Raw genomic sequence first — 25866 nt, 5'->3', positions numbered from 1 at the left:
AGGGTTCAGTCGCCCGTCGGGACGATCGCCGAGATCACCGTTCCGTCGGCGCGCTGGATCCCGGCCGGGTACGGCGGTTCGCCCTCCAGGCGCGGTCCCTGGTGCTTCAACGACAGGGTCACCGGTGACCCGGCGCCGACTGTGACCAGCTCCGAGCGCACCGAGAAGGTCACCGGGTCCGTGCCGTCCTCGACGAACAGCTCGAGCTCCTCGGGACGGACGGTGACCCGGACCCGGGTGCCGTGCAGCGTCACCCGGTAGACGAGCGACGACCAGTCGTCGGGAAGCCGCGGATCGATCTGCCACTGCTGGTCGCCGGCAGCGGTCCCGATGTCGCGGAAGCCGCCGAAGCCGGACACCAGCGCGCTCCACACGCCGCCGGTGGACGCGACGTGCACGCCGTCGGCGGTGTTGTTGTGGCGGTCGTCGAGGTCGACGTACAGGGCTGAGACGAAGTAGCGCAGCGCGAGCTCGTGGTAGCCGACCTCGGCCGCGACGATCGACTGCATCACGGCGGACAGTGTCGAGTCGCCGGTGGTGATGGGGTCGTAGTAGTCGAAGTCTGCCTTCTTCTGCTCGGGCGTGAACTCCTCGCCCTGCAGGAACAACGCGAGCACCACGTCGGCCTGCTTGAGCACCTGGAACCGGTAGATCACCAGCGGGTGGTAGCTCAGCAGCAGCGGGCGCTTCTCCAGCGGCGTGTTCTCGAGGTCCCACATCTCGCGCTCGAGGAAGTGGCCGTCCTGCGGGTGGATGCCGAGGAACTCGTCGAACGGGATGAACATCCCCTGCGCGCAGTCGGCCCATTCCTGTGGCTCCTCCGGAGCCAACCCGGTACGACGGACCAGCGCCGCGTGCGCCTCGGGGTCGTCGCGCTCCAGCTCCCACACCGCCCGGGCCGCGCGACGGAGGTTGAAGCGCGCGAGCACGTTCGTGTAGAGGTTGTCGTTCACGACGGTCGTGTACTCGTCGGGCCCGGTGACGCCGTGGATGTGGAACGTCCGGCGGCTCTCGTCGCGCCAGAAGCCCAGGTCGGCCCACAGGCGGGCGGTCTCGACGAAGATGTCGACGGCTGCGTGGGCCAGGAACTCCTGGTCACCGGTGGCGCCGACGTACTGGCTCAGGGCGTACGCGACGTCCGCGTCGATGTGGTACTGCGCGGTGCCGGCGGCGTAGTAGGCCGATGCCTCGTGGCCGTTGATGGTCCGCCACGGGAAGAGCGCTCCCTTCTGGGAGAGCTCGCGGGCGCGGGACCGGGCGCTGTCGAGCAGGGCGTGGCGGAACCGCAAGGCGTTCCGGGCGGCCCACGGGATCGTGTAGGTGAGGAACGGCATCACGTAGATCTCGGTGTCCCAGAAGTAGTGGCCGCCGTACCCGGAGCCGCTCACTCCCTTCGCCGCGATGCCGCGCCCCTCGGCGCGCGCCGAGGCCTGCAGGATCGAGAAGAGGTTCCACCGGACCGCCTGCTGGATGGCGGGCTGGCCGGGCACCTCGACGTCGGCGCGCTGCCAGAAGTCGGCGAGCCACGCCTCCTGGGCGGAGTACTGGTGGGCGATGCCCTCCTCGTGCGTCCGGTCGAGGGTTCGCTCGCAGCGGTCGATCAGCTCGCGCGGCGGCACCGAGTCGGCGGTGTGGAAGGAGACGACCTTGGTGAGCTTCACGGTGACCCCGGGCTCGGCGGCGACGCGGTAGATCACCTTCGCCATGTCGTCCTCGGAGTGCACGCTCATCGACGTGTGCGCGACGGTTTCCAGCGTGTGGTCGGCGACGACGCCGAGCGTCATGCCGCTCTGGGCCGTGCGGTAGCCGAGCTTGACGCGTCCGGTGTTCGGGTCGGCGTCGTGCAGGCGGGGCACCAGCACGCGGCCCTTGAACGACTCGGCCTTGCGGGGGTCTGAGCCGGCGCCGGTGTCACCGTCGTCGGTCGGGGCCTCGGGCTCGATGTCCTGCCGGTTGATCAGCTGCGACGAGATCGCCAGCGACGCCCGCTCGTCGAGGAGGGTCACCTCGAAGGTGAGGACGGCGAGGTGACGCTGCTCGAGCGGCACCATCCGGGTGCTGCGCACCCGCACCCGCTTGCCGCCGGGGGTGCGCCAGACCAGCTCCCGCGTCAGGACGCCCGTGCGGAAGTCGAGCGCGCGTTCGTACTCGATGAGGTCGGCGACGGAGACCTGCAGCGGCTCGTCGTCGACGTACAGCCTGATCACCTTGGGATCGGGGACGTTGACGATCGTCTGCCCGATCCGGGCGAAGCCGTAGGCCTCCTCGGCGTGGGAGATCGGCCAGGTCTCGTGGAACCCGTTGATGAAGGTGCCGTCGAGGTGGGCGTCGCGGCTCTCGGAGTAGTTGCCGCGCAGGCCGAGGTAGCCGTTGCCGACGGTGAACAGCGACTCGGTCGTGCCGAGGTCGGCGCCCGAGAAGCGGGTCTCGACCAGTCGCCACTCGTCGATGGGGAAGCGGGTCCGGTCGAGTGGATCGGCGACCGGTGGGGCCTTGTGGGAGGGGCCGGGCCCTTCGGGAGCGTTCATCAGGACTCCTCCAGCAACTGGTCGAGATCGGTGACGACGAGGTCCGCACCGGCCTCGACCAGGGCGTCCGGTCCGGCGCCGCGGTCGACGCCGATCACGAGTCCGAAGGCGCCTGCGCGTCCCGCGGCCACGCCACTGGTGGCGTCCTCGAGGACGACCGATCGGGCATCGGTGGCGCCGAAGTGCGCGGCCGCGTAGGAGAAGGTGTCGGGCGCCGGCTTGCCCGGCAGTCCCAGCTCGGCGGCCAGGCCGCCGTGCACGATGATCCCGAAGTAGTCGGTGAGGCCGGCCGCGGCCAGCACGGCCGGTGCGTTGCGCGACGACGACACGATCGCCATCGCCTTGCCGCGGCGGTGCAGGTCCTCGACGAGGGCGACCGACCCGGGGTAGGCGACGACCCCGTCGGTGGCCAGCACCTCGGAGAAGACATCGTTCTTGCGGTTGCCGAGACCGCACACGGTGGCCTCGCTCGGCGGGTCCGACGGAGAGCCCTCGGGAAGCGTGATGCCGCGCGAGGCGAGGAAGGCCCGCACGCCGTCGTACCGCGGCTTGCCGTCGATGTGGTCGAAGTAGTCCTGCTCCGTGTACGGCGGGTAGGTGACGCCGTCCTTCGCCGACTGCTCCACGAGGAACGCGCTGAACATCGCCGCCCACGCGTGCATGTGGACCTCGGCGGTCGGCGTCACCACCCCGTCGAGGTCGAAGAGCACGGCATCCCAGTCGTCCCAGCGCACGGTGTGATCAGCCACGCGGTCAGGCTAGCCCTCAGTGGCGAGCACATCGGTTTCGCGCGTGTCACGAATCGTCTGGTGGAATGGAGCCATGCGTCGCCTCCCCCTCGTCGGTCCCAAGGTCGGGCCGGTGTTCGATCCCATCTTCGGCCCGCTCAGACAGCGTGTCGGCATCTGGTTGCTCAACCGGACCATGCGCAACGGCATCGACCTGCGCAAGCTGCGCTTCCTGCCCGACTCGGTGACGCTGCCGCTCAAGCGCGACGGGCTCGACCCGCTGCCCGCGCTGATGGACGTCCAGGCCGAGGCGCCGGTCAAGAAGCTCGCCGACATGTTCGGCAAGACGGTCTGGCTGGTCAGCGGGTACGACGAGGCCCGCGACGTCCTCGCCGGGGACGCCGCGTCGTGGTCCAACGACCTCGGCCAGTTCGTCTCCCAGGAGGGCAAGTCCGACGAGGAGCAGATCGGCGGGCTCGGCATGATCGACCCGCCGCTGCACACGCAGCTGCGGAAGTACCTCACCCCCGAGTTCACGATGCGCCGCCTCGCACGGCTGCAGCCCGGCATCGAGACCATCGTCACGCAGCGCCTGGACGCGATGGCTGCGGCCGGAGCCGACGGCCAGTCGGTCGACATGGTGCAGGAGTTCGCCTTCGCCGTACCGTTCGACGTCATCTGCGACCTGCTCGGGCTGCCGGTCGACGACCGGGCGCGGTTCCTCGAGCTCGGCGTCGCGCGCTTCGACCTCACCGAAGGTGGAGCCGGTGCCTTCGGCGCAGCCGCCCACACCCGCGAGTTCCTGATCAACGCGGTGCGCGAGCAGCGCAAGAACCCGGGCGACGGCCTGATCGGTGCGCTCCTCAAGGAGCACGGTGACGAGCTCGACGACGTGACGCTCGGCGGCATCGCCGACGGCGTCTTCCTCGGCGGCTACGAGACCTCGGCGAGCATGCTCGCCCTCGGCACCTACCTGATCGCGACCACGCCCGAGGCCGGCCGGATGCTCCGCTCGGACCCGGACTCGGTCGACCGGGTCGTGGAGGAGCTGCTCCGCCACCTGTGCGTGGTCCAGCTCGCCTTCCTGCGCTTCGCCAAGACCGACGTCGTCGTCGGTGGCGTGAAGATCAAGGCAGGCGACGCGGTGGGCGTCTCGCTGCTCGCCGCGAACCGCGACCCGAAGCTCGGCGAGGGCCTCGGCGACTTCGACCCCACCCGCGAACCCACGCGCCACCTGGCCTTCGGCTGGGGCATGCACCGCTGCGTCGGGGCCGAGCTGGCCCGGATGGAGCTGCGCACGTCGCTGCGGATGCTCGCCGAGCGCTTCCCCGACCTGAGCATGGCCGCCGACATCTCGGCGCTGGAGTTCCGCAAGCTCTCGGCCGTGTACGGCGTCGAGGCGTTGCCGGTCCACCTCAACGGCAGTGACCGGGAGTCCGTCACCGCCTGATCACGACGACGTAAACAAACAGTCATGCTTGACTGTTTGTGAGTTGGGGTCCATGCTGGCGGTGTGTCGACCCCTGCCGTGACCCGTGTGCCCCAGGAGGAGCGCACGCGCGTCATGCGGCAGCGGCTGATGGAGGCCACCGTCGACCTCCTCGTCGAGAAGGGCTTCAGCGGTACGACGACCACGCTCGTCTCCGAGCGGGCCGGCGTGAGCCGGGGTGCCCAGCTGCACCACTTCCCGACCAAGAACGACCTGGTCGTCGCGGCGGTCGCCCATCTCACCGAGATCCGCGGTCAGGAACTGGCCGCGGCTGCGGCACAGCTGCCCCGCGGCAGGAACCGCACCCGCGCGATCGTCGGGATGCTCGGCGACCACTTCGCGTCGCCCGTCTTCACCGCGGCTCTCGAGCTGTGGGTCGCGGCGCGTACCGACGCCGCCCTGCTCGAAGCCGTCGCCCCCCTCGAGGAGCGGGTCGGCCGCGAGACGCACCGGCTGACCGTGCAACTGCTCGACGTCGACGAAGCCGCTCCCGGCGTCCGTGAACTCGTCCAGGCGACCCTCGACCTGGTTCGCGGCCTGGGCCTGGCCAACACGCTGGGTGACGACGCCCGCCGTCGCCACCGGATCCTCGACGAATGGGCGCGCACGCTCGACGAAGCGCTTGGTTTCGAGGCTCGCTCCGCTCGCACCTCAACCACCGAGAGGAAAACATGACTGTCCTGGACGGCGTGATCGCCGACCTCACCGCTGAAGGGGACCAGCTCCGCGCTGCGGTCGCCGGTCTCGACAGCGACGGGTGGACCACGTTCACGCCCGCCGAGGGGTGGACCGTCGCGACCACCGTCGGGCACCTGCTCTGGACCGACGAGGTGGCCGTGCTGGCTGCCGGTGCGCTGACCGACGAGGGCAAGAAGGCATGGGACGCCGTCGTGCTCCGGGCGATCGAGGACCCGACCGGGTTCGTCGACAAGGGAGCGCTCGAGCTCGGCGCCCTGGCCCCGGAGGAGCTGTTGGCCCGCTGGGACGCCGGCCGCGTCGCGCTCCCCGAGGCACTGCGCGCCTACCCCGACGGGTTCAAGATGCCGTGGTTCGGCCCGCCGATGTCGCCCACCTCGATGGCGACCGCCCGGTTCATGGAGACCTGGGCGCACGCCCTCGACGTGTACGACGCCCTCGGCCTCACGCCCGACGTGACCGACCGGATCCGCCACGTCGCCCACATCGGCGTGCGCACCCGCAACTTCTCCTTCGCCAACAACGAGCTCCCGGCCCCGGCCGAGGAGTTCCGGATCGAGCTCACGGCTCCGAGCGGCGAGCTCTGGGCATGGGGACCGGAGGGCGCAGCACAGACAGTGAGCGGCTCCGCGTTCGACTTCTGCCAGCTCGTCACCCAGCGCATCCACCGCGACGACACGGACCTCGTCGCCGAGGGTGACGACGCCGAGAAGTGGCTCACCATCGCGCAAGCCTTCGCCGGTCCCGCCGGCGGCGGAAGGGTTTCGAGGCTCGCTGGCGCTCGCACCTCAACCACCGAGGAGAGCTGATGAACCCGCTCCGCATCGCCAACTGCTCCGGCTTCTACGGCGACCGTCTTTCCGCGCTGCGCGAGCAGATCGAGGGCGGCGACGTCGACGTCGTCACCGGCGACTACCTCGCCGAGCTCACCATGCTGATCCTCGGCATGGACACGCTCCGCGACGCCGACCTCGGCTACGCCCGCACGTTCGTGCGGCAGGTCGAGGACACGCTCGGGCTGGCGCTCGACAAGGGCGTGAAGATCGTGAGCAACGCGGGCGGCCTGAACCCGGCCGGCCTGGCGGACAAGCTCCGCGAGGTCGCCGCAAGGCTCGGGCTCGACGCGAAGATCGCCCACGTCGAGGGCGACGACCTGCGCAGCGCGAACCTCTTCGACGGCGCGCTGACCGCCAACGCCTACCTCGGCGCCTTCGGCATCGCCTCCGCGCTCACCCGCGGCGCCGACGTCGTCGTCACCGGCCGGGTCACCGACGCCTCCGTCGTCGTCGGACCCGCGATCGCGCACCACGGCTGGACCCCGACCGAGTACGACGCCCTCGCCGGCGCCGTCGTCGCGGGTCACGTCATCGAGTGCGGCACCCAGGCCACGGGCGGGAACTTCTCCGGCTTCACCGACCTGTTCCGCGCCGGCGCGCCGATGGACAAGCCGCTCGGCTTCCCGATCGCCGAGATCGCGGCCGACGGCAGCAGCGTCATCACCAAGCACGAAGGCACCGGCGGCGCGGTCACGATCGACACGGTCACCGCGCAGCTGCTCTACGAGATCCAGACGACCCGCTACCTCAACCCGGACGTCACGACCCGCCTCGACTCGATCCAGCTCAGCCAGCAGGGACCGGACCGGGTCCAGATCACCGGTGTCACCGGCACGGCCCCGTCCGAGAAGCTCAAGGTCGCGGTCAACACGCTCGGCGGGTACCGCAACCAGGTCGAGTTCGTGCTCACCGGCCTGGACATCGAGGCGAAGGCCGCCTGGGTGCGCTCGCAGCTCGACGACCAGTTCACCGCCGCCGAGATCGCCTGGATCCAGACGCCCGCCCGCACTGGCGACGCCGACACCGAGGAGGGCGCGTCGGTGCTGTTGCGCTGCATCGGCAAGGACCCGGCGGCCGGCCCGCTCGGCAAGCCGTTCACCGGCCCGGCCGTCGAGATCGCCCTGGCGTCGTACCCCGGCTTCACCATGACCACGCCGCCCCAGAAGCCCTCGCCGTTCGGCATCTACCGCCCCGAGTACGTCGACCGGTCGGCCGTGCAGCACACGGTGGTCCACGCCGACGGGACCCGCGAGGTGATCGCCGACCCGACGGAGTTCGTGGAGCAGGTCGCCCCCGAAGAGCTCGACCCGACGCTCGGCCTCCGCCCGTCGCCGTACCCCGCACCGACGGACACGATGACCCGGCGGATGCCGCTCGGCACCTTCGTCCACGCGCGCTCCGGGGACAAGGGCGGCAACGCCAACCTCGGCCTTTGGGTGAAGAACGACGGTTCTCCGAAGTACGCGGACCGCGTGCAGTGGCTGGCGAAGATGTTCAACCCGCGCAAGGTGCGCGAGCTGGTGCCGGAGGCGAAGGACCTCGACCTCGAGGTCTTCGTGCTGCCGAACCTCGGCGCGATCAACATCGTCATCCACGGCCTGCTCGGTGACGGTGTCGCCGCCTCCACCCGGTTCGACCCCCAGGCCAAGGGCCTCGGTGAATGGGTCCGCAGCCGGATCGTCCACATCCAGGAAGGATTGGTCTAGTCGGCATGAAGTGGAGCGAGGAGCGCCAGGCGCTCAAGGAGTCGGCGACGGAGTTCGCGCGCCGCGAGATCATCCCGGGCCTGCAGGAGTGGGAGGACGCCGGCGAGCTGCCGCGCAGCCTCACCCAGGCCGCTGCGAAGGCCGGCATGCTCAGTGTCGGCTACCCCGAGGACGCAGGTGGCGACGGCGGCGACCTGCTCGACGCTTGCGCGCTGCAGGAAGGCCTGATGGACGCTGGTGCGTCGGGCGGCCTGATGGCGTCGCTCTACACGCACGGCATCTCGGTGCCGCACATGATCGCCCACGGATCGCCTGACCTCATCGATCGCTACGTCCGCCCCACGCTGGCCGGCGAGCTGATCGGATCGCTCGGGATCACCGAACCCGGCGGCGGCTCCGACGTCGCGGGCATCACGACCAAGGCCGTCCGCGACGGCGACGACTACGTCATCAACGGCGCCAAGACATTCATCACCTCGGCCGTCCGTGGCGACTTCGTGGTCACCGCCTGCCGCACCGGTGGCCCCGGCCATGGCGGCCTCTCGCTGATCGTCGTCGACAAGGGCACGCCCGGCTTCACCGTCCAGCGCTCGCTGAAGAAGATGGGCTGGCACTGCTCGGACACCGCCGAGCTGTCGTACGTCGACGTACGGGTCCCCGCCACGAACCTGGTCGGCGAGGAGAACCAGGCGTTCTACTACATCGCCGAGCAGTTCGTCGTGGAGCGGATCTTCCTCGCGCTGATGGGCTACGGACACGCGAAGCGCTGCCTGGACCTCGCGGCGCAGTACTGCCGCGACCGGGAGACCTTCGGCAAGCCGCTGATCAGCAACCAGGTGGTGCGGGCCAAGCTCGTCGAGATGCACCGCCAGGTGGAGGTCGCGCGCACCTACACGCTCGACGTGGCCGCGCGGCACATCGCGGGCGAGCAGGTCATCGCCGAGGCGTGCCTGGCGAAGCAGACCGCCGTCGACACCGCGGTCGACGTCAGCAACGAAGCGGTGCAGCTGTTCGGCGGCGCCGGCTACATGCACGGCACCGAGGTCGAGCGGCACTACCGCGACGCCCGGCTGCTCCCCATCGGTGGCGGTGCCACGGAGGTCCTGACCGACCTCGCGGCGAAGCTCCTCGGCTACACGGGCTGATGGGCCTCCTCAAGCCGCTCGGCGGTGAGGTGAGCGTGACGATGGACGCGGCGCCCGAGAAGGTCTGGTCGCTGGTCAGCGACGTCACCCGGATCGGCGAGTTCTCGCCCGAGACGTTCGAGGCGACGTGGACGCACGGTGCCACCGGGCCCGCCGTGGGCGCCCGGTTCAAGGGGCACGTGAAGCGCAACGGTGTCGGGCCGACGTACTGGACGCCGTGCACGGTGACGAAGGCCGTCGAGCCCGGTGCCGACGGGACGGGCGTCTTCGAGTTCGCGGTCGGCCTCGACCAGAACCCGATGAACACCTGGGGCTACCGGCTCGAGGCCGAGGGCCCGGGCGGCGAACGGACCCGCGTCACCGAGTACTTCCGGCTGACGCCGGCGATCTACCTGCGCGCGTACTGGCTGGTCCTGGGCCAGCTCCGCAGCAGGACCAACGAGCGCGGCATGCGCACGACTCTCGAGAGGGTGAAGGCGGTGGTCGAATCATGACCGCGACAGATGATTCGCTGGTCGAGGAGGTTGCTCAGCAACCGTCTCGAGACCGCAGGGCCTCCATGCAGGCCAAGATCGACGACCTGCACGTCGAGCAGGCCAAGGCGGTCGAGGCCGGCGGCAAGTACATCGCCCGGCACCGCGAGCGCGGCAAGCTCACCGCCCGCGAGCGGATCGAGCTCCTCGTGGACGAGGGCTCGGCCTTCCTCGAGCTGATGCCGCTCGCCGGTTGGGGCAGCGACTTCGCGGTCGGTGCCTCGATGGTCACCGGGATCGGGGTGGTCGAGGGCGTCGAGTGCATGATCATCGCCAACGACCCGACGGTGAAGGGCGGCGCCCTCAACCCCTGGTCGCTGAAGAAGTCGTTCCGGGCCGGGGAGATCGCGGAACAGAACTTCCTCCCGTCGATCAACCTGACCGAGTCCGGCGGGGCCGACCTGCCGACGCAGAAGGACATCTTCATCCCGGGTGGCCGCGGCTTCCGCAACCTGACCCGGTCGTCGGCGCGCAAGCAGCCCACGATCTCGGTGGTGTTCGGCAACTCGACCGCCGGCGGCGCGTACGTCCCGGGCATGAGCGACTACGTGATCATGGTCAAGGAGCAGGCGAAGGTCTTCCTCGCCGGCCCGCCCCTGGTCAAGATGGCCACCGGTGAGGAGTCCGACGACGAGAGCCTCGGCGGAGCCGAGATGCACTCGCGGATCTCCGGGTCCTCCGACTTCCTCGCGGTCGACGAGTACGACGCCATCCGGCTCGCGCGGCGTACGGTCGCCCGCCTCAACTGGCGCAAGAGGGGCCTGGACAACAGCCGGTGGTCGAGGAGGTCGCTCAGCGACCGTCTCGAGACCTACGCCGAGCCCGACCTCGACCCCGAGGACCTGCTCGACCTGATCCCGACCGACCTCAAGGAACCCTTCGACCCGCGCGAGGCGATCCTGCGGATCGTCGACGGGACGGACGCCACCAACGAGATCGCGTTCGACGAGTTCAAGCCGCTCTACGGCTCGTCGCTGTGCGTCGGCTGGGCCCGGCTGCACGGCCACGAGATCGGCATCATCGCCAACGCCCGCGGCGTCCTGATGAGCGAGGAGGCCCAGAAGGCCACCCAGTTCATCCAGCTGGCGAACCAGAAGGACACCCCGCTCCTGTTCCTGCACAACACCACCGGCTACATGGTCGGCAAGGAGTACGAGCAGGGCGGGATCATCAAGCACGGCGCGATGATGATCAACGCCGTCTCCAACTCCACGGTGCCGCACCTGACCGTGATCATGGGGGCGTCGTACGGCGCCGGGAACTACGGCATGAACGGCCGCGCCTACGACCCGCGGTTCCTCTTCACCTGGCCGTCCGCGAAGTCGGCGGTGATGGGTCCGGCACAGCTCGCCGGCGTGCTCGAGATCGTCGCCCGCGAATCGGCCGAGAAGAAGGGACAGGTCTTCGACGCCGACGGCTTCGTCGCCGTCAAGGAGATGGTCGAGGGGATGATCGAGGAGCAGTCGCTGCCGTACTTCCTGTCCGGAATGGTCTACGACGACGGCGTCATCGACCCGCGGGACACCCGCACCGTCCTGGGCATCTGCCTGTCCGTGATCGACAACCAGCCGATTGAGGGCGCCATGAACTTCGGCGTCTTCAGAATGTGACGGGGAACCTTCGATGACCACCATCAATCGTCTGCTCGTCGCCAACCGCGGCGAGATCGCGCGCCGGGTGTTCCGCACCTGTCGCGACCTCGGCATCGAGACCGTCGCCGTCCACTCGGACGCCGACGCGGGAATGCCGTTCGTGCTGGACGCGGACAGCGCGATCCGGCTGCCCGGCAACACCCCGGCCGAGACCTACCTCCGCGCCGACCTGATCCTCAATGCGGCCCGTGCTGCCGGCTGCGACGCGATCCACCCCGGCTACGGCTTCCTGTCGGAGAACGCCGACTTCGCGCGCGCCGTCGCCGAGGCCGGTCTGGTCTGGATCGGACCGGCGCCCGACTCGATCGAGCGGATGGGCTCGAAGATCGAGTCCAAGAAGCTGATGGAGGCCGCCGGCGTCCCGGTGCTGGGCAACTTCACGCCGGACACGGCTCGCGACGGCGACCTGCCCCTGCTGGTCAAGGCGTCCGCTGGAGGTGGCGGTCGCGGCATGCGGGTCGTCACCCGGCTCGAGGACCTCGCCGGCGAGGTCGCCAAGGCGTCCGCCGAGGCGGAGTCGGCGTTCGGCGACGGCACCGTCTTCGTCGAGCCCTACGTCCAGCGGGGCCGCCACGTCGAGGTGCAGGTCGTCGGCGACGGCTCGGACGCCGTCGTCTTCGGCACGCGTGACTGCTCGTTGCAGCGCCGCCACCAGAAGGTGGTGGAGGAGGCTCCAGCCCCCGGTCTCTCCGACGCGACGCGGACGGCAATCCATGAGGCCGCGCGCGCTGCTGCCACGTCGGTGGGCTACATCGGCGCTGGCACCGTGGAGTTCCTGTACGACCCCGAGAAGGAGTCGTTCTACTTCCTGGAGATGAACACCCGACTCCAGGTCGAGCACCCCGTCACCGAGGCGATCTACGGCGTGGACCTGGTCGAGCTCCAGATCGCCGTCGCGGAGGGACGCGGGCTGCCCGAGGTGCCCGAGCCGCGCGGCCACGCCATCGAGGTACGGCTGTACGCCGAGAACCCGGCCACGGACTACTCGCCGCAGACGGGCACCCTGCTGGACTTCGACATCGCCCACGAGGTCGAGTTCACCGGGTTCGGGTCAGCGACGTCCGGCGTCCGCCTCGACTCCGGGTTCGGTCCCGGCGACGAGGTCGGCACGTTCTACGACGCGATGCTCGCCAAGGTGATCGCCTGGGCGCCGACGCGCGAGCAGGCAGCGCGGGTGCTGGCGCGCCGCCTCGAGACGGCGGCGATCCACGGCCTGGTCACCAACCGCGACCAGCTGGTGTTCTCCCTGCAGGACGCCGACTTCCTCGCGGGCAACCTGGCCACGTCGTTCTACGACGACCACCCGGATCTCCTGCAGCAGCAGCAGTCCGACGACCTGGCCCCGTTCATCGGTGCCGTTGCGCTCGCCGAGCACCGCCGGCTCACGGCCAGGGTGCAGAACCGGATCCCCGCCGGATTCCGCAACGTGGTCTCCCAGCCGCAGGTCACCCGCTTCGAGGTCGCCGGTGAAGAGGTTGCGGTCGAGTGGTTCGGCGGTCGTGAGGGTTACCGCCTCGCCGGGCCGGACAGCGACCGGCCGGTCACCGTGGTCGAGGCCAGCCCGGACCTCGTGGTCATCGACCGCGGGGGATCGACCACCCGGCACCGGGTCCGCATCCAGGGCGACGTCGTGCTGGTCGACTCGCCGTACCGCGGCGCCACGCTGCGGATCGTGCCGCGGTTCGTGGATCCCGCGAGCCAGGTGGCCGAGGGCTCGCTGCTCGCGCCCATGCCGGGCAGCGTCATCACCGTCAGTGCGGCGGTCGGGGACGTCGTACAGAAGGGCCAGCCCATCCTCGTGATGGAGGCCATGAAGATGCAGCACACCATCGCGGCGCCGTACGACGGCACCGTCACCGAGCTGTCGGCGAGTGCCGGCCAGCAGGTCGAGGCGGGCACCGTGCTCGCCGTTGTCGAACCCACCGAACCGTTGGCATCAGCCGAAGGAGCAGAGGCATGACCCAGACCATGTTCAGCGAGCCGGAAGAGCGCGTCGCGCTGCGTGAGGCGGTCAAGAAGCTGGCCAGCAAGTACGGCCGCGAGTTCGTCGAGAAGCAGGCCCGCGAGGGCGGCAAGATGACCGAGATGTGGCTCGAGATGGGCCGCAACGGCTTCCTCGGCGTCAACATCCCCGAGGCGTACGGCGGCGGGGGCGGCGGCATGGCCGACCTGGCCGCGGTGCTCGAGGAGTCGGCTGCCGCCGGCGCCCCGCTGCTGATGATGGTCGTCTCGCCGGCGATCTGCGGGTCGATCATCACCCGCTGCGGCACCGAGGAGCAGAAGCAGCAGTGGCTGCCCGGCATCGCCGACGGCACGCACCTGATGGCGTTCGGCATCACCGAGGCGGACGCGGGCTCGAACTCACACAACATCACCACGACGGCCACCCGCGACGGTGACGGCTGGGTGATCAAGGGCCAGAAGACGTTCATCTCCGGTGTCGACGAGGCCCAGTCGGTGCTCATCGTGTCGCGCACCGAGGACGCCAAGACGGGCAAGCTCAAGCCGGCGCTGTTCGTCGTACCGACCGACGCCGAGGGCTTCACCGCCCAGCCGATCCCGATGACATGGCAGGCGCCGGAGAAGCAGTTCACCCTGTTCCTCGACAACGTCCGCGTGCCTGCCGACGCCCTGGTCGGCGACGAGGACGGCGGCCTGTGGCAGCTGTTCGCCGGCCTCAACCCGGAGCGGATCATGGGCGGCGCGTTCTCGTGCGGCATCGCCCGCTACGCGCTGGAGAAGGCCGTCGACTACGCCAAGGAGCGGAGCGTCTGGAAGGACCAGCCGATCGGCGCCCACCAGGGCATCGCGCACCCGCTGGCGAAGGTGAAGATCGAGCTCGAGCAGGCCCGCCTGCTCTGGCAGAAGGCCGCAGCGCTCTACGACGCCGGCGACGACTTCACGGCCGGTGAGTACGCCAACATGGCGAAGTACGCCGGCGGCGAGGTCGCCTGCAACGCCACCGACGTCGCGGTCCACACCCACGGCGGCAACGGCCTCACCCAGGAGTACGGCCTCGGCAACATGCTGATCGCCGCCCGCCTGGGCCGGATCGCCCCCGTGTCGCGGGAGATGATCCTGAACTTCGTGGCCATGCACTCGCTGGGGCTGCCGAAGTCCTACTGAGAAGCGAAGCGGCGTCGGTCGAGGAGGTTGCGCAGCAACCGTCTCGAGACCTCCGCAGCCTCGACGCTGCCGGTGGTCTCGAGACGGCCGTGGCCGGCCTCCTCGACCAACGGCGGCCATTCCCGGGACGGGGGCGGCCGCGCCGGGCGAGAATGCCACCCATGCTGAGGTTGCTGCCGGGAGTCCTCGTCCTCGTCCTGTGGATCTACTGCCTCGTGGACGTCATCAGCGCCCGCGAGGACGGCGTACGCAACCTGGCCAAGACGTGGTGGATCGTCATCGTGTTCTTCTTCCCGCTCGCGGGGTCGATCGCCTGGTTGATCGCCGGCCGGCCGACGCCCGAGCGCCCGCTGACCCGCGAGCAGGGCGCGGCGCCGAACTTCCCGGAGTACGGCCGCCCGGGACGGTTCGCGGCCAGCGACCCCGCCGCCGACGAGGAGTTCCTGCGGAAGGTGCGCGAGCGGGCCGAGGAGCAGCGGCTCCGGTACGAGCGCGAGCGGCGCGACGCCGACAAGCCCGCTTCCGATGACGAGCGGCCGCCGCTGGCCGACTGAGGCTGCTGGGTCGCGCGGCGCACGCCGTGATGGGATCGACCCATGACCGGCGTGCTCGAGGGGTTCCTGACGATCGCGGTGGTCATCGCGCTCGGGTCCCTGCTCGCGCACCTCGGCATCGTCGACCTGCGCGGCCAGCGCAGCCTCTCGCTCACCGCGTTCTACGTCGCCAGCCCGGCGCTGCTGGTGACGGTGCTGGAGGACTCCGACCCGTCCAGCGTGCTCTCGGGGCCGCTGATCGCGACGGCGGCCGGCGTGGTGGTCGCCGCGGGGATCCTGATCGCGGTCGCGATCGCGCGCGGGCTCGACTCCGGGACAGCCGTGATCGGTGCGCTCTGCTCGGCGTACGTCAACGCCGGCAACCTCGGCATCCCCATCGCCGCCTACGCGCTGGGGGACGCAGCGCTCGTCGTACCGGCCCTGTTGATGCAGCTGCTCTTCCTGCAGCCGCTCGCGCTGACCGTGCTCGACGTCGTGACCAGCCCGACGCGACCGTCCATCGGCAAGATCCTGTCGCGGCCGGTCACCAACCCGCTCACCATCGCGTCGATGCTCGGCCTGGTGCTGGCCCTCACCGACACCGAGCTGCCGGGCGCCGTCCACGCGCCGCTGGAGCTCGTCGGGGGGATGGCGGTCCCCGCCATGTTGATCGCGTACGGCGTCGCGTTGCGTCTCGGGCCACTGCCCGGGCGTGGGGTGAGCGCCCAGGCGCTCGGCACGGTCACGGTGCTGAAGATGGTCGTGCAGCCGGTGACGGCGTACGTCGTCGGGCGGTTCGTCGTGGGCCTCGATGATGCCGACCTGTTCGCCGTCACCCTGCTCTCGGCACTGCCCACGGCACAGAACGTCTTCGTCGTCGCGACCCGGTACGACCGCGGCATCCTGCTCGCCCGCGACGCCATCTTCGTGAGCACGATCGCGTCCGCTCCGATCGCGGTCGTGATCGCTGCGTTGCTCGCCTGACGTCGCGCTGCCGGGTTGACAGCACCCCATGCCGTAAGTTTCGGCCGTGGGACTTGTTGGGGACATCGATCGCGGCCAGCGCCGCAATTCGGTGTTCGGGTTCCCCCTGGCCGTGATCTACAAGTTCTTCGACGACCAGGGGAACTACCTCGCGGCGATCCTCACCTTCTACGCCTTCCTCTCGATCTTCCCGCTGCTGCTGCTCGCCACCTCGATCCTCGGCTTCATCCTGGAGGGCAACCCGACGCTGCAGAAGCAGGTGCTCGACTCGGCCCTCGCGCAGTTCCCGATCATCGGCGACGCGCTCGGCCGCCCCGACGGCCTGCAGGGATCGACCGGCGGCATCATCGTCGGCTCGCTGACGGCGCTCTACGGTGCACTCGGCCTCGGGCTGGCCCTGCAGAACGTGCAGTCCGCCGCCTGGGCGGTGCCGCGCAACAGCCGCCCGCACCCCGTGATGACCCGGGTCAACAGCCTGTTCATCCTGGCTGCGGCCGGCACCACCATCTTCGCGATCTCGGTCGGCTCCGCCATCCTCACCGAGACCCGGCTCGTCGGTGAGCTGTCCCAGCACACCTGGTTCCACTGGCTGGTGCGCCTGCTGACGATGCTCATCGTCGGCTTCGCGATGACCGTCCTGCTCCGGATGGCAGCCGCCCGGGCGATCCGCGCCAACGTGGTCCGGGCCGCCCCCGGCGGCTACACGATCGCCGCGCTGTGGCAGCTGCTGCAGTGGGTCGGGACCGTCTACGTCACCAACGTCGTCGCCAGCGCCGACCGCAACAGCATGACCGAGACCTTCGGCGTCGTCCTGGGCCTGATGGGCCTGCTGTACATCGGCGCCGTCATGGGCGTCCTCGGCATCGAGGTCAACGTCGTCCTCGCCCGCCGGCTCTGGCCGCGCGCCCTGCTCACCCCGTTCACCGACCAGGTCGATCTGACGGAGGCCGACCGCCGGGCCTACGCGATGTACGCCCAGATGCAGCGCCACAAGGGCTTCGAGACCGTCGCTGTCCGCTTCGACGGCCGCGACGGCGACAGCCACGAGATCCTGCTCGACCCGAAGACCGAAGAGATCATCAAGCAGCACATCCCCGGTTCCCCGCCCCGTCCCGAGGCGGCGGACGAGCCGACGATGCCGATCAACCTGCCGCCGTCCATCTGACTGTTGGCGGTCGGCCACGGCGGCGCGGATCAGTCGGCGAGCAACAGCTCCCGCAGCCGCGCGATGACGGAGTCGTCGAGCCCCAGCCCTTCGCGGAGGTACGACGACCGGTCGCCGTACAGCTCCTCGACGGCTGTCCAGGCGGCATTGAGGTACTCCATGTCCACGATCAACGTGGGCTCGTAGACGTCGAGCAGGTCGGGGCCGCCGTGGAGCTCGATCTCGGCCTCGACCCGCGCGCGGCTCGCGGCGGTCAGGGCATTGGTGAGCAGGTAGTCGCTCGCGATCGTGGGGTCGTCGACACCGGCGACATGGAGCAGCAGGGCGGCGACCCAGCCGGTGCGGTCCTTGCCCTGGGAGCAGTGGAAGAGCTGCGGGCCGCCGGTGGCGAGCTGGCGCAGCACGCCGCCGAACGCCGTACGGCAGTGCTGCTCGACGACGAAGCCGCGGTAGACCTCGTCCATCAGGGCGATCGCCTCGGCACGGGTCGAGAGGGTGGAGAGGCGCTCGATCGGGATGCCGATCGCGTCGAAGTGCAGGGGCTCGGCGCCGGGGACGACCGGGTCGGGGTGGAGCGCGATCTCGACGTCCGAGCGCAGGTCGAGGATGGCGCGCAGGCCGAGGTCGGCGATCGTGGTGTGGTCCTCCTCCGCGAGCCGCAGGTCGTTCGAGCGGAAGAACACGCCCGTACGCACCCGGCCGCCGTCGCGGGTCGGGTAGCCCGGGCCGGCGACGTCGCGGAAGTTGTCGACCGACGCCAGGCGGAGGAGCTCGCGCTCCTCGTCACCGGGCGCGGGCACGGGGCGCTCGCTCATGGATCCGACGCTACCGGGGCGCCGTTGGCCCTAGAGTCCCGCCCATGACCGACGACGCCCTGAGCGAATTCGAGACCGGCACCTTCACCGCGGACGGCGTCACGCATCCGCTCTACCGATCGGGCACCGGTCCCGCGGTGATCGTGATCGCAGAGATCCCGGGGATCACGCCCAAGGTCGCCGACTTCGCGCGGCGGGTCCGCGACGAGGGCTTCTCGGTGATCATGCCCAGCCTCTTCGGTGCCCCGGGCGGGGACCCCAACGCCGGCGTGCTGGGCGCGGTGGCCATGACGACCAAGGCGCTCGGCCGCGTGTGCGTCAGCCGCGAGTTCAGCCTGTTCGCGACGGGCCGGACGTCGCCCGTGGTGACCTGGCTGCGGGCCCTTGCCGAGCACGAGCACGAGCGCTGCGGCGGCCCGGGCGTCGGTGCGGTCGGGATGTGCCTGACCGGTGGCTTCGCCCTGGCGATGGCCACCGACGAACGGCTCCTCGCGCCCGTCCTCTCCCAGCCCTCGCTCCCGATCTCGCCGAGGGGACGGCGCAGCATCGACATCTCCGACGAGGACCTGGCGATCGTCAAGGACCGTTGTGCGGCCGGCCTGCAGGTGATGGGGCTCCGGTTCCGCAGCGACAAGCTCGTCCCGGACAGCCGCTTCGCATTCCTGCGTGAACAGCTCGGCGACGCGTTCGTCGGGGTCGAGCTGGACGACGAGGACGCCAACCCGGACGGCCTGCTGCCGCCGCACTCGGTGCTGACCGAGCACCTGATCGACGAGCCCGGCAGCCGCACCCGGCAAGCCCTCGACGACGTACTCGCCCTGTTCCGGTCGAAGCTGCTCGTCCCGACCAGGTAGCGCGAGTTGGGGTTTGTCACCGTCGAGTTGTGACTTGTCGACGGCGCTGCCGTCCACAAACCCCAACTCGCGGGTGACAAACCCCAAGTCGCGGGTGACAAACCCCAACTCGCGCTACTTCGGCGGGAGGGGGAAGAACGAGGACGTACGGGATGCGTACTCGACGTACGCCGGGCGCTGCATCATCGTCTGCTCCAGCAGCTTCACGCCGGTGACCGAGACGAGGAACCAGGTCATCGCCACGGGTGCGATCAGGGTGGCGAGTCCGGCGACCCAGCCCGACGCGAGGCCGCCGGCCAGCCACACCCCCCACCACACGCAGGCGTCGCCGAAGTAGTTCGGGTGGCGCGTGTAGCGCCACAACCTGCTGTCCAGCACCGCAGGGCGCGACTCTCGCGGCAGCGACTTGTAGGCCGCGAGCTGGGCGTCGCCGACGGACTCGAAGACCAGACCGACCAGCCACACGACTCCGCCGACGGCGACCAGGGGCCAGCACCAGACGTCGCTCACGACGCCGACGGCGACCGGCAACGCGATCACTGCCATGACGGCGCCCTGCACGCCGAAGACCTTGCGTACGGCGACGCCCATTCCGACCTCGGAGAGCGGGCCGCCGAGCACGGCCAGGTAGCGAGGATCCTCGCCGTGGTCGGGGGCACTGCTGCGGCGGTGGATGTGCCATCCCAGCCGCAGCCCCCACACACCCACGATCACGACGAGGACGCCGGTGCGGAGTCCCTCGCCCGCACCGACCGCGGTCGCCACCAGCGCGCACGCGGCGGCGATCACGACGAAGCCCAGTCCCCAGGCGACGTCCACGACCACCACGCGACCCTGGCGACGCGCAACGAGCGCCGTCACGGTCATCACGGCCACGGCGGCCAGGACCGCCGCACCGAGGGACAGGGCCACCTGTACCGGTTCGGCCATCACCAGCTCCGCGTCCAGGGCAGCGAGTGGTCCGCGCCGGGACGCACCATGAGCATCTGGTCGACGCCCATCCGGCCGTCGCGGAACGCCATCGAGCCGCCCACGAGGTAGAGCCGCCACACGCGCACGAGCTCCTCGCCGACGAGGGCGGTGATGGCATCGACATTGGCCTCGAAGCGGTCCAGCCAGCCCGCGACGGTCAGCACGTAGTGCTCGCGCAGGGCCTGCACGTCACGCATCTCCAGGCCTGCTTCCTCGAGCAGCGCGACCGTTGCACCGACCGGCCGCATGTACATGTCCGGCGCGATGAAGGACTCGATGAACGGACCGCCGCCGGGCCAGCGGCCGGTGCGCGACATCTGCTGCACGAGCACCCGCCCACCCGGTCGTACGGCGTCGTGGAGCACCTTCGCGTACGTCGGGTAGTTCTTCTCGCCGACGTGCTCGCCCATCTCCAGGGAGGCGACGGCGTCGTACTCCGCACCCGGCAGGGGTACGGCGTCGCGGTAGTCGCAGAGCTGGAACTCGACGCGGTCCGACAGGCCCCGGCGGCGGGCTGCCGCTTCGGCGAAGCGCTTCTGCTCCGCCGAGATGGTCACGCCGACCACGCGCGCACCGAACTGCTCGGCCGCGTGCAGGGACAGCGAGCCCCAGCCACAGCCGACGTCGAGCAGGCGCATGCCGGGCTCGAGGCCGAGCTTGCGGCAGACCAGGTCCAGCTTGGCGTTCTGCGCTTCCTCGAGGGACGCGGCGGGCGAGGGGTGGTAGCCGCTGGAGTAGGCCATCGTCTGCTCGTCGAGGATCAGCGAGTAGAACTCGGCGGTCGTGTCGTAGTGGTGGCTGATCGCCTTCCGGTCGCGCCCCTTGCTGTGCAGGCGCCCACCCAGCTGGGCCTGGGTGGCGGGTGGTGCGGGTGGGCGACCGAGCAGGTCCAGTCCGATGGCGGTCCGGATCGCGCCCGCGATCGCCTTCAGCGACGGACGCTTCCCGCTGAGACCGCGTTCGGCGGCGACCGCGAAGGCGTGGGTCAGGGCGGCGTCGAGATCACCGTGGACCTCGAGCTCGCCGGTGACGTAGGCCTGCGCCGCACCGAGCTCGCCCGGGTGCCAGAGCAGGCGCCGCAGGGCGTCGGGAGAACGCAGCTCGACGACCGGGCCCTCCTCGGGCCCGGCCGCAGAGCCGTCCCATGCGATGAGGCGCACGGGCAGATCACCGCCGATGAACGGGCGGAGCGCTTCGGCCAGCCGGGAGGCGACGCCCCCCGGCATCGCCTCCCGCTGGGTATTTCCGGTGGTGGTCACGGTGCTCATCACGCCTCCCGAGCGAAGGTGAGCTGGTGGTCGTCGATGTAGCCGGCGGCGAAGCCCGCGCGGCAGTACTCGAGGTAGAAGTGCCACATCCGGCCGAAGGTCTCGTCGAACCCCAGGTCGGCCACGGCCTGCCGGGACGCGACGAACGCGTCGTCCCACAGCTGCAGGGTCCGGGCGTAGTGCGCGCCGATCGGCAACGTGTCGACGACCCGCAACCGGGTGTGCCTGCCGACGGTCTCCTCGATCGCCTGGACCGACGGCAGGGCACCGCCGGGGAAGATGTACTTGGTGATGAAGGTGTGGGTCGAGCGGGTCGCGAGCATCCGGTCGTGGGGCATCGTGATCGCCTGGATCGCGACGCGTCCTCCGGGGGCGAGCACGTGGTCAAGGGTGCTGAAGTACGTCGGCCAGTACTGCCAGCCGACGGCCTCGATCATCTCGACCGACACCACGGCGTCGTACGCACCGGCGGGCTCGTCGAGCAGCGCGCGGTAGTCGCACAGGTCGACCTGCACGTCGTGGGCGTGCCCGGCGGCGGCGATCCGCTCGCGCGCCAGGGCCTGCTGCTCGACCGACAGCGTGATGCTCCGGACCAGCGCACCCCGGGCGGCGGCGCGGATCGCCAGCTCGCCCCAACCGGTGCCGATCTCGAGGAGCCGGGTGCCCTGGGTGACGCCGGCCTGGTCGAGCAGCCGGTCGATCTTGCGGTGCTGGGCCTCGACGTGGTGCTCGGCCGTTGCCGTGGCCGGGTCCTCGAACAGTGCGCTGGAGTAGGAGAGCGTCGGGTCGAGGAACGCCGCGAACAGGTCGTTGGACAGGTCGTAGTGGTGCGCGACGTTGCTCTGCGTGTTCTCGCGGGTGCCGCGCTGGGTGCGGGGAATCCTGGTGACGACCAGCGAGCGCAGCCGCTGCAGGCTCGGCGGCACCAGCGACGGCAGCTCCGCCGCCAGCACGGTGAGGAAGTCCCCGAGGACGCCGTCGCCGGGCGTGCCGTCCTCGCACCACGCGCCCGTCATGTACGCCTCGCCGAACCCGATCAGCTGGTCACGGCCCAGGCGTGCGAAGAACTCGTCCGGACGTCGTACGACGATCGCGGGACCGCCGCGGCCCAGCTGCTCGATCGTCCCGTCGCCGCGGTGCAGGTGCACCGTCACGTCGAGCCGGGAGACGGCCGAGCGGAACAGGCGCCGGGCGATCCGGGCCGAGAAGCCTCCACTCGGAGCAGGGTCGAGGTCCGGCCACGCCAGGAGCTGGGGAGCGGTGGTCTGGGTCATCGGAGAACGCCTTCCTCGGTCGGAGCGGGATCGGGCTCGTGCAGCGGTCGCGGATGGACGGGAACCCGACGCGCCCACAGCGCGATGCCGTGCACCCGGATCAGGGCGGCCCCACGCAGGCCGGACAGCGGCAGCAACGGAGCGACCCCCGGCTCACCGGTGAGGCCGGCGTCGAACCGGGACCCGGCGTCGGTGTGCAGGGTGATCCCGAGCCGGATCGCCCCGGTGACCGGGTCGGGCGGGGGCGCGAGGACGTCGTAGTGGCCGTCGGTGCCGTGGAACGGCGACACGTACATCGCCTTGTCCACGCGGCCGCGGCCGTCCTCGTCGGTGTCGAGCAGGTAGGCGTGCCGGTCGCCGTACGTGTTGTGCACCTCGACGACGGTGGCTGCGGGCCGACCGTTTCCATGCTCATCGGCCCAGCACCAGTGGACCGAGATCGGATTGAAACAGTGTCCGAACGCACGGGGCTGACTTGCCATCAGCGCGCGGCCGGCCCGCAGGTCGAGGTCGTGTCGGGCGAGGAAGCGGTCCAGCCCCTCGCGCACCGACACGGTGTCGCCGTCGAAGTGGTCCCGGCCCAGGAAGCGGCCGTGCGCGCCGTCGATGCTCCCTCGTTCCGAGACCTGGTCGAGGTCGACGACGTACAGGTGGGACTTCAGCCGGAAGCTGTTCCTGAGCGGCTCGCGGCGCTTGTGGACCAGGACGGTGTCGTACGACGTCGCGGGCGCCTTGGTCTCGAGGCTCGTCGCTGACGCTCCTCGCACCTCAACCAGCGACGCAACCCCGGTGGTTGAGGTGCGAGCGCCAGCGAGCCCACCGGTGGTTGAGGTGCGAGCGCCAGCGAGCCTCGAAACCTCCGGCCACGACAACCCCAGCCGCTCGACGGCCCGCAACCCCGACCGCGCACCGTCCTCGTGGAACCCCCACCCGTGGTACGCCCCGGCGAAGACCAGCCGGTCCGAGTCGATCTCGGGCAACCGGGACCGAGCCGCGACGGAGGTCGGCGTGTAGAGCGGGTGCTCGTACTCGCGACGCACCAGCACGGTCGCCGGGTCCACGACGTCCTCGCCACCGAGGGTGACCAGGTAGTGCGTCGCGGTGTCGAGCCGCTGCAGGCGGGTCAGGTCATAGGTCACCTGCACGCTGTCGTTCGCGGTCGTCGGGCGGCGGAAGTTCCACGACGCCCATGCATCGCGCGCAGCGGGCATCACGCTCGTGTCCGTGTGCAGCAGCGCCGTGTTGTGGACGTAGGGGAGCGCGTCGAGGAGCTCGCGTTGCAGTGGCGTCGGGTCGTCCAGCATCGTCAGCGCCTGGTGCGGGTGCGTGGCGAGCACGACGGCGTCGTACTCCTCACGACCGGCGCCGGTGGTGGTGACCTCGACCCCGTGCGGCGTCTCGCGGACGGCCACGACGGGCGTCCCGGTGCGGATGTCGCCGCCCGTCGCACGGACCGCGGCGGCCAGCCGGTCGACGTACGCCCGCGAACCTCCGGTGACGGTGCGCCAGGTGGGCGACCCGAACACCTGCAACATGCCGTGGTGCTGGAGGAAGGCGAACAGGTACGCCGCCGGGTAGTCCCGTGCGGTGTCGGGGTCGCACGACCACACGGCTGCCACGAGGGGCTCCATGAAGTGGCGACGGAAGTACGGCGAGAACCGGCCCTGGTCGAGGAATTCGGCGAGCGTGGTCAGGTCCCCGGTCGGTCGCGACGGGTCGTCCTGGCGGTCCAGCAGGCGCCGCGCCTGGCGGTGGAAGCGCGGGATCTCGCCGAGCATCTTCAGGTAGCGCGGGTGCCTCTGGTTGCCGGCACCGTCCGGGAACAGCCCGCGTCGGCCGAGGGCGCCGGCCCATTCCAGGCCGGTCCCCTCGTCGCTGATCGACATCGACATCTCGGAGGCCTGGGTCGGCACGCCCAGCTCGTCGAAGATCCGGATCAGCACCGGATAGGTACGACGGTTGTGGACGATGAAGCCGCTGTCGATCGCGAGCTCGCGGCCGGTGGGGTCGGTCACCCGGTGCGTGTCGGCGTGGCCGCCGAGGCGGGTGTCTGCCTCGAGCAGGGTCACGTGGACGCCTGCCTGACCCTGGTGGGAGCGTGAGGCGACGTAGGCGGCGGTGAGTCCGGCAATGCCGGAACCCACCACGGCGAGGCGCCGTGGTCGTTGCTGGTCCATCACGAATCCAGTGCGAAGACTGCGATGGGTTCGCTGGTCGGGCGTTCGGAGCCGCCGTCGGGCTCGACGGTGATCCCGACGCCGACTGCATCCGCGGGGTCACCGTCGAGCAGCACGGTGGCGTCACGAAGGTCCGGCATCAGGCCGGCCGGCTCCATCACCCCGGCAGGGGTCTGCAGCCAGAGCTGGTAGTCCTTGCCGGTCGGGGCGGCGCGCATGTTCTCGGTCTGGATCACGGCGCCGTGGAGCGAGCGGGACACGACGACCGTGGCCTCGGCTCCGTCGGGGAAGCGCTTCTCGACGCTCGTGGCGTCAGCTGCGGCCAGGACCTGCTCGGCGGTGGGCGGTCCGAGATCGGGCTGTGTCTCGTCGGCCCAGGGTCGGACGATCGCGCCACCAACGCCGGCGATGAGTACGGCGGCCGCGGCAACGAGCAACGGGATCCGGGCGCCGGGACGGCGGCGGCTGTCGAGCTGGACCACCGGTGCGACGGGCAGCGGAGGGAGCGGACGGATGTTCGTGATGTCGGAGAGGAGGCGGTCGCGGAGCGCGGCGGGCGGAGCCACGTCGTCGGTGCCGAGGACCGCAGCTGCCTCACGGAGGCTGTCGACCTCGTCGCGGCAGTCCGCGCACTGGCGGAGGTGGGCTTCGAAGCGGGCACGCTCGTCGGGCTCCAGGGCGTCGACGGCGTAGGCGCCGGAAAGTGCGTGCACGTCGTCTCCTCCGCTCGTGGGCTGGTAATCGGTCATCGTCCTACTCCGATGGTGTCGCGGAGCCTGATGAGGCCGTCGCGGATCCGGGTTTTTGCGGTCCCGACCGGTAGGTCGAGCAGGGCGGCCACTTCGGTGTGGGTGTAGCCGCCGAAGTAGGCCAGCTCGATCGCTTCGCGCTGGACTTCGGTCAGGTGGGCCAGGGCCGCCCGTACCCGGTGTGCCTCGAAGGAGGCGTGGGCGGCTTCGGCCGTGGTGTCGTGCTCGGGTGTGTGGTTGCGCTGTTCGTACTTCTCGTCCCGCCGGCTGGCAGCCTCCGCGCTGCGGACCCGGTCGACCGCCTTGCGGTGGGCGATGGTCATCAGCCAGGCCAGGGCACTGCCGCGCTCGGCGTCGTACCGACTGGACTGGCGCCAGACCTCGAGGAACACCTCCTGGGTGACCTCTTCGGACTGAGCCGGGTCCCGCACCACCCGCAGCACGAGTCCGTGGACTCGTGCTGCGGTGGCGTCGTAGACCGCTGCGAACGCTTCGGTGTCGCCTCGCGACGCCCGCTTGAGCAGCGCGCTGAGATCGGCGGTGCTGGAGTCAGCGCCGACCGACGCCCCCGCGAGGGGGACGCCGATCGGGTTGTCCTGGACCGGATCCATGAGGTGATCCTTGCGCTTTCAGGAG

Annotated in this window: 22 protein-coding genes; 13 read left to right on the top strand and 9 right to left on the bottom strand. The window is 70.5% G+C overall.

What is annotated here, in order from left to right:
* Positions 1-5: 5 nt before the first annotated feature.
* Together ACOACQ_RS15235 and ACOACQ_RS15230 are read right to left on the bottom strand one after the other, a co-directional pair.
* Complete coding sequence (locus ACOACQ_RS15235) at positions 6-2528, bottom strand: glycoside hydrolase family 65 protein (protein WP_420288672.1); 2523 nt, start codon at positions 2526-2528, stop codon at positions 6-8.
* Positions 2528-3277 carry an HAD family hydrolase gene (locus ACOACQ_RS15230; protein ID WP_378597344.1) on the bottom strand — a complete coding sequence of 250 codons (750 nt, stop codon included), beginning with the start codon at positions 3275-3277 and terminating at the stop codon, positions 2528-2530. The genes ACOACQ_RS15235 and ACOACQ_RS15230 overlap by 1 nt, the downstream gene beginning before the upstream one ends.
* 73 nt (positions 3278-3350) lie before the next feature.
* On the opposite strand from ACOACQ_RS15230, the gene ACOACQ_RS15225 reads away from it, so the two are divergent.
* The 12 genes from ACOACQ_RS15225 (at position 3351) to ACOACQ_RS15170 (ending at position 17121) form a co-directional block, all read left to right on the top strand.
* On the top strand, positions 3351-4706 hold the full coding sequence (locus ACOACQ_RS15225) for a cytochrome P450 (protein WP_378597345.1): 1356 nt from the start codon (positions 3351-3353) through the stop codon (positions 4704-4706).
* A gap of 63 nt (positions 4707-4769) precedes the next feature.
* Positions 4770-5420 (top strand): TetR/AcrR family transcriptional regulator, encoded by a 651-nt coding sequence (locus tag ACOACQ_RS15220; protein WP_420288671.1) that lies wholly within the window; start codon positions 4770-4772, stop codon positions 5418-5420.
* Complete coding sequence (locus tag ACOACQ_RS15215) at positions 5417-6250, top strand: TIGR03084 family metal-binding protein (protein ID WP_420288670.1); 834 nt, start codon at positions 5417-5419, stop codon at positions 6248-6250. Before ACOACQ_RS15220 ends, ACOACQ_RS15215 begins: the two co-directional genes overlap by 4 nt.
* Positions 6250-7983: an acyclic terpene utilization AtuA family protein gene (locus ACOACQ_RS15210; protein ID WP_420288669.1), complete on the top strand. Its 1734-nt coding sequence runs from the start codon at positions 6250-6252 to the stop codon at positions 7981-7983. Before ACOACQ_RS15215 ends, ACOACQ_RS15210 begins: the two co-directional genes overlap by 1 nt.
* A 5-nt stretch (positions 7984-7988) precedes the next feature.
* Positions 7989-9128, top strand: coding sequence for an acyl-CoA dehydrogenase family protein (locus tag ACOACQ_RS15205; protein ID WP_420288668.1), 1140 nt, complete (start codon positions 7989-7991; stop codon positions 9126-9128).
* Positions 9128-9622 carry an SRPBCC family protein gene (locus ACOACQ_RS15200; RefSeq protein ID WP_378605079.1) on the top strand — a complete coding sequence of 165 codons (495 nt, stop codon included), beginning with the start codon at positions 9128-9130 and terminating at the stop codon, positions 9620-9622. Before ACOACQ_RS15205 ends, ACOACQ_RS15200 begins: the two co-directional genes overlap by 1 nt.
* Positions 9623-9687: 65 nt before the next feature.
* Positions 9688-11271 carry an acyl-CoA carboxylase subunit beta gene (locus ACOACQ_RS15195; protein WP_420288819.1) on the top strand — a complete coding sequence of 528 codons (1584 nt, stop codon included), beginning with the start codon at positions 9688-9690 and terminating at the stop codon, positions 11269-11271.
* A gap of 13 nt (positions 11272-11284) precedes the next feature.
* Positions 11285-13273: a biotin carboxylase N-terminal domain-containing protein gene (locus tag ACOACQ_RS15190; protein ID WP_420288667.1), complete on the top strand. Its 1989-nt coding sequence runs from the start codon at positions 11285-11287 to the stop codon at positions 13271-13273.
* Positions 13270-14439: an acyl-CoA dehydrogenase family protein gene (locus ACOACQ_RS15185; protein ID WP_420288666.1), complete on the top strand. Its 1170-nt coding sequence runs from the start codon at positions 13270-13272 to the stop codon at positions 14437-14439. Before ACOACQ_RS15190 ends, ACOACQ_RS15185 begins: the two co-directional genes overlap by 4 nt.
* Positions 14440-14600: 161 nt before the next feature.
* Entirely contained in the window at positions 14601-14993 is a 393-nt protein-coding gene (locus ACOACQ_RS15180) for a PLD nuclease N-terminal domain-containing protein (RefSeq protein ID WP_420288665.1), read from the top strand.
* 42 nt (positions 14994-15035) lie between these two features.
* Positions 15036-15956 carry an AEC family transporter gene (locus ACOACQ_RS15175; protein WP_420288664.1) on the top strand — a complete coding sequence of 307 codons (921 nt, stop codon included), beginning with the start codon at positions 15036-15038 and terminating at the stop codon, positions 15954-15956.
* 46 nt (positions 15957-16002) lie between these two features.
* A complete protein-coding gene (locus ACOACQ_RS15170) occupies positions 16003-17121 on the top strand; it encodes a YihY/virulence factor BrkB family protein (RefSeq protein ID WP_378605055.1) in 1119 nt (372 codons plus the stop codon).
* A gap of 29 nt (positions 17122-17150) precedes the next feature.
* On the opposite strand, the gene ACOACQ_RS15165 is transcribed toward ACOACQ_RS15170, so the two are convergent.
* Positions 17151-17936, bottom strand: coding sequence for a tyrosine-protein phosphatase (locus ACOACQ_RS15165; protein WP_378605052.1), 786 nt, complete (start codon positions 17934-17936; stop codon positions 17151-17153).
* Positions 17937-17980: 44 nt separating this feature from the next.
* On the opposite strand from ACOACQ_RS15165, the gene ACOACQ_RS15160 reads away from it, so the two are divergent.
* On the top strand, positions 17981-18790 hold the full coding sequence (locus tag ACOACQ_RS15160) for a dienelactone hydrolase family protein (protein ID WP_378605049.1): 810 nt from the start codon (positions 17981-17983) through the stop codon (positions 18788-18790).
* A gap of 114 nt (positions 18791-18904) precedes the next feature.
* On the opposite strand, the gene ACOACQ_RS15155 is transcribed toward ACOACQ_RS15160, so the two are convergent.
* The 6 genes from ACOACQ_RS15155 to sigK are packed head-to-tail and all read right to left on the bottom strand — an operon-like array spanning position 18905 to position 25841.
* Positions 18905-19720, bottom strand: coding sequence for a DUF1295 domain-containing protein (locus ACOACQ_RS15155; RefSeq protein ID WP_420288663.1), 816 nt, complete (start codon positions 19718-19720; stop codon positions 18905-18907).
* Positions 19720-21030 (bottom strand): class I SAM-dependent methyltransferase, encoded by a 1311-nt coding sequence (locus ACOACQ_RS15150; protein WP_378605043.1) that lies wholly within the window; start codon positions 21028-21030, stop codon positions 19720-19722. The genes ACOACQ_RS15155 and ACOACQ_RS15150 overlap by 1 nt, the downstream gene beginning before the upstream one ends.
* On the bottom strand, positions 21030-22304 hold the full coding sequence (locus ACOACQ_RS15145; RefSeq protein WP_420288662.1) for a class I SAM-dependent methyltransferase: 1275 nt from the start codon (positions 22302-22304) through the stop codon (positions 21030-21032). The genes ACOACQ_RS15150 and ACOACQ_RS15145 overlap by 1 nt, the downstream gene beginning before the upstream one ends.
* Complete coding sequence (locus ACOACQ_RS15140; RefSeq protein ID WP_420288661.1) at positions 22301-24481, bottom strand: FAD-dependent oxidoreductase; 2181 nt, start codon at positions 24479-24481, stop codon at positions 22301-22303. Before ACOACQ_RS15140 ends, ACOACQ_RS15145 begins: the two co-directional genes overlap by 4 nt.
* Positions 24481-25230 (bottom strand): anti-sigma factor, encoded by a 750-nt coding sequence (locus tag ACOACQ_RS15135; RefSeq protein ID WP_420288660.1) that lies wholly within the window; start codon positions 25228-25230, stop codon positions 24481-24483. The genes ACOACQ_RS15140 and ACOACQ_RS15135 overlap by 1 nt, the downstream gene beginning before the upstream one ends.
* Complete coding sequence (sigK, locus tag ACOACQ_RS15130; protein ID WP_420288659.1) at positions 25227-25841, bottom strand: ECF RNA polymerase sigma factor SigK; 615 nt, start codon at positions 25839-25841, stop codon at positions 25227-25229. The genes ACOACQ_RS15135 and sigK overlap by 4 nt, the downstream gene beginning before the upstream one ends.
* Positions 25842-25866 lie beyond the last annotated feature (25 nt).

The sequence above is a fragment of the Nocardioides sp. CPCC 206347 genome (genome assembly GCF_048654605.1).
Lineage (GTDB): Bacteria > Actinomycetota > Actinomycetes > Propionibacteriales > Nocardioidaceae > Nocardioides.
Note: the sequence above shows the minus strand (reverse complement) of the source record. Positions and strands in the feature narration are given on the sequence as shown.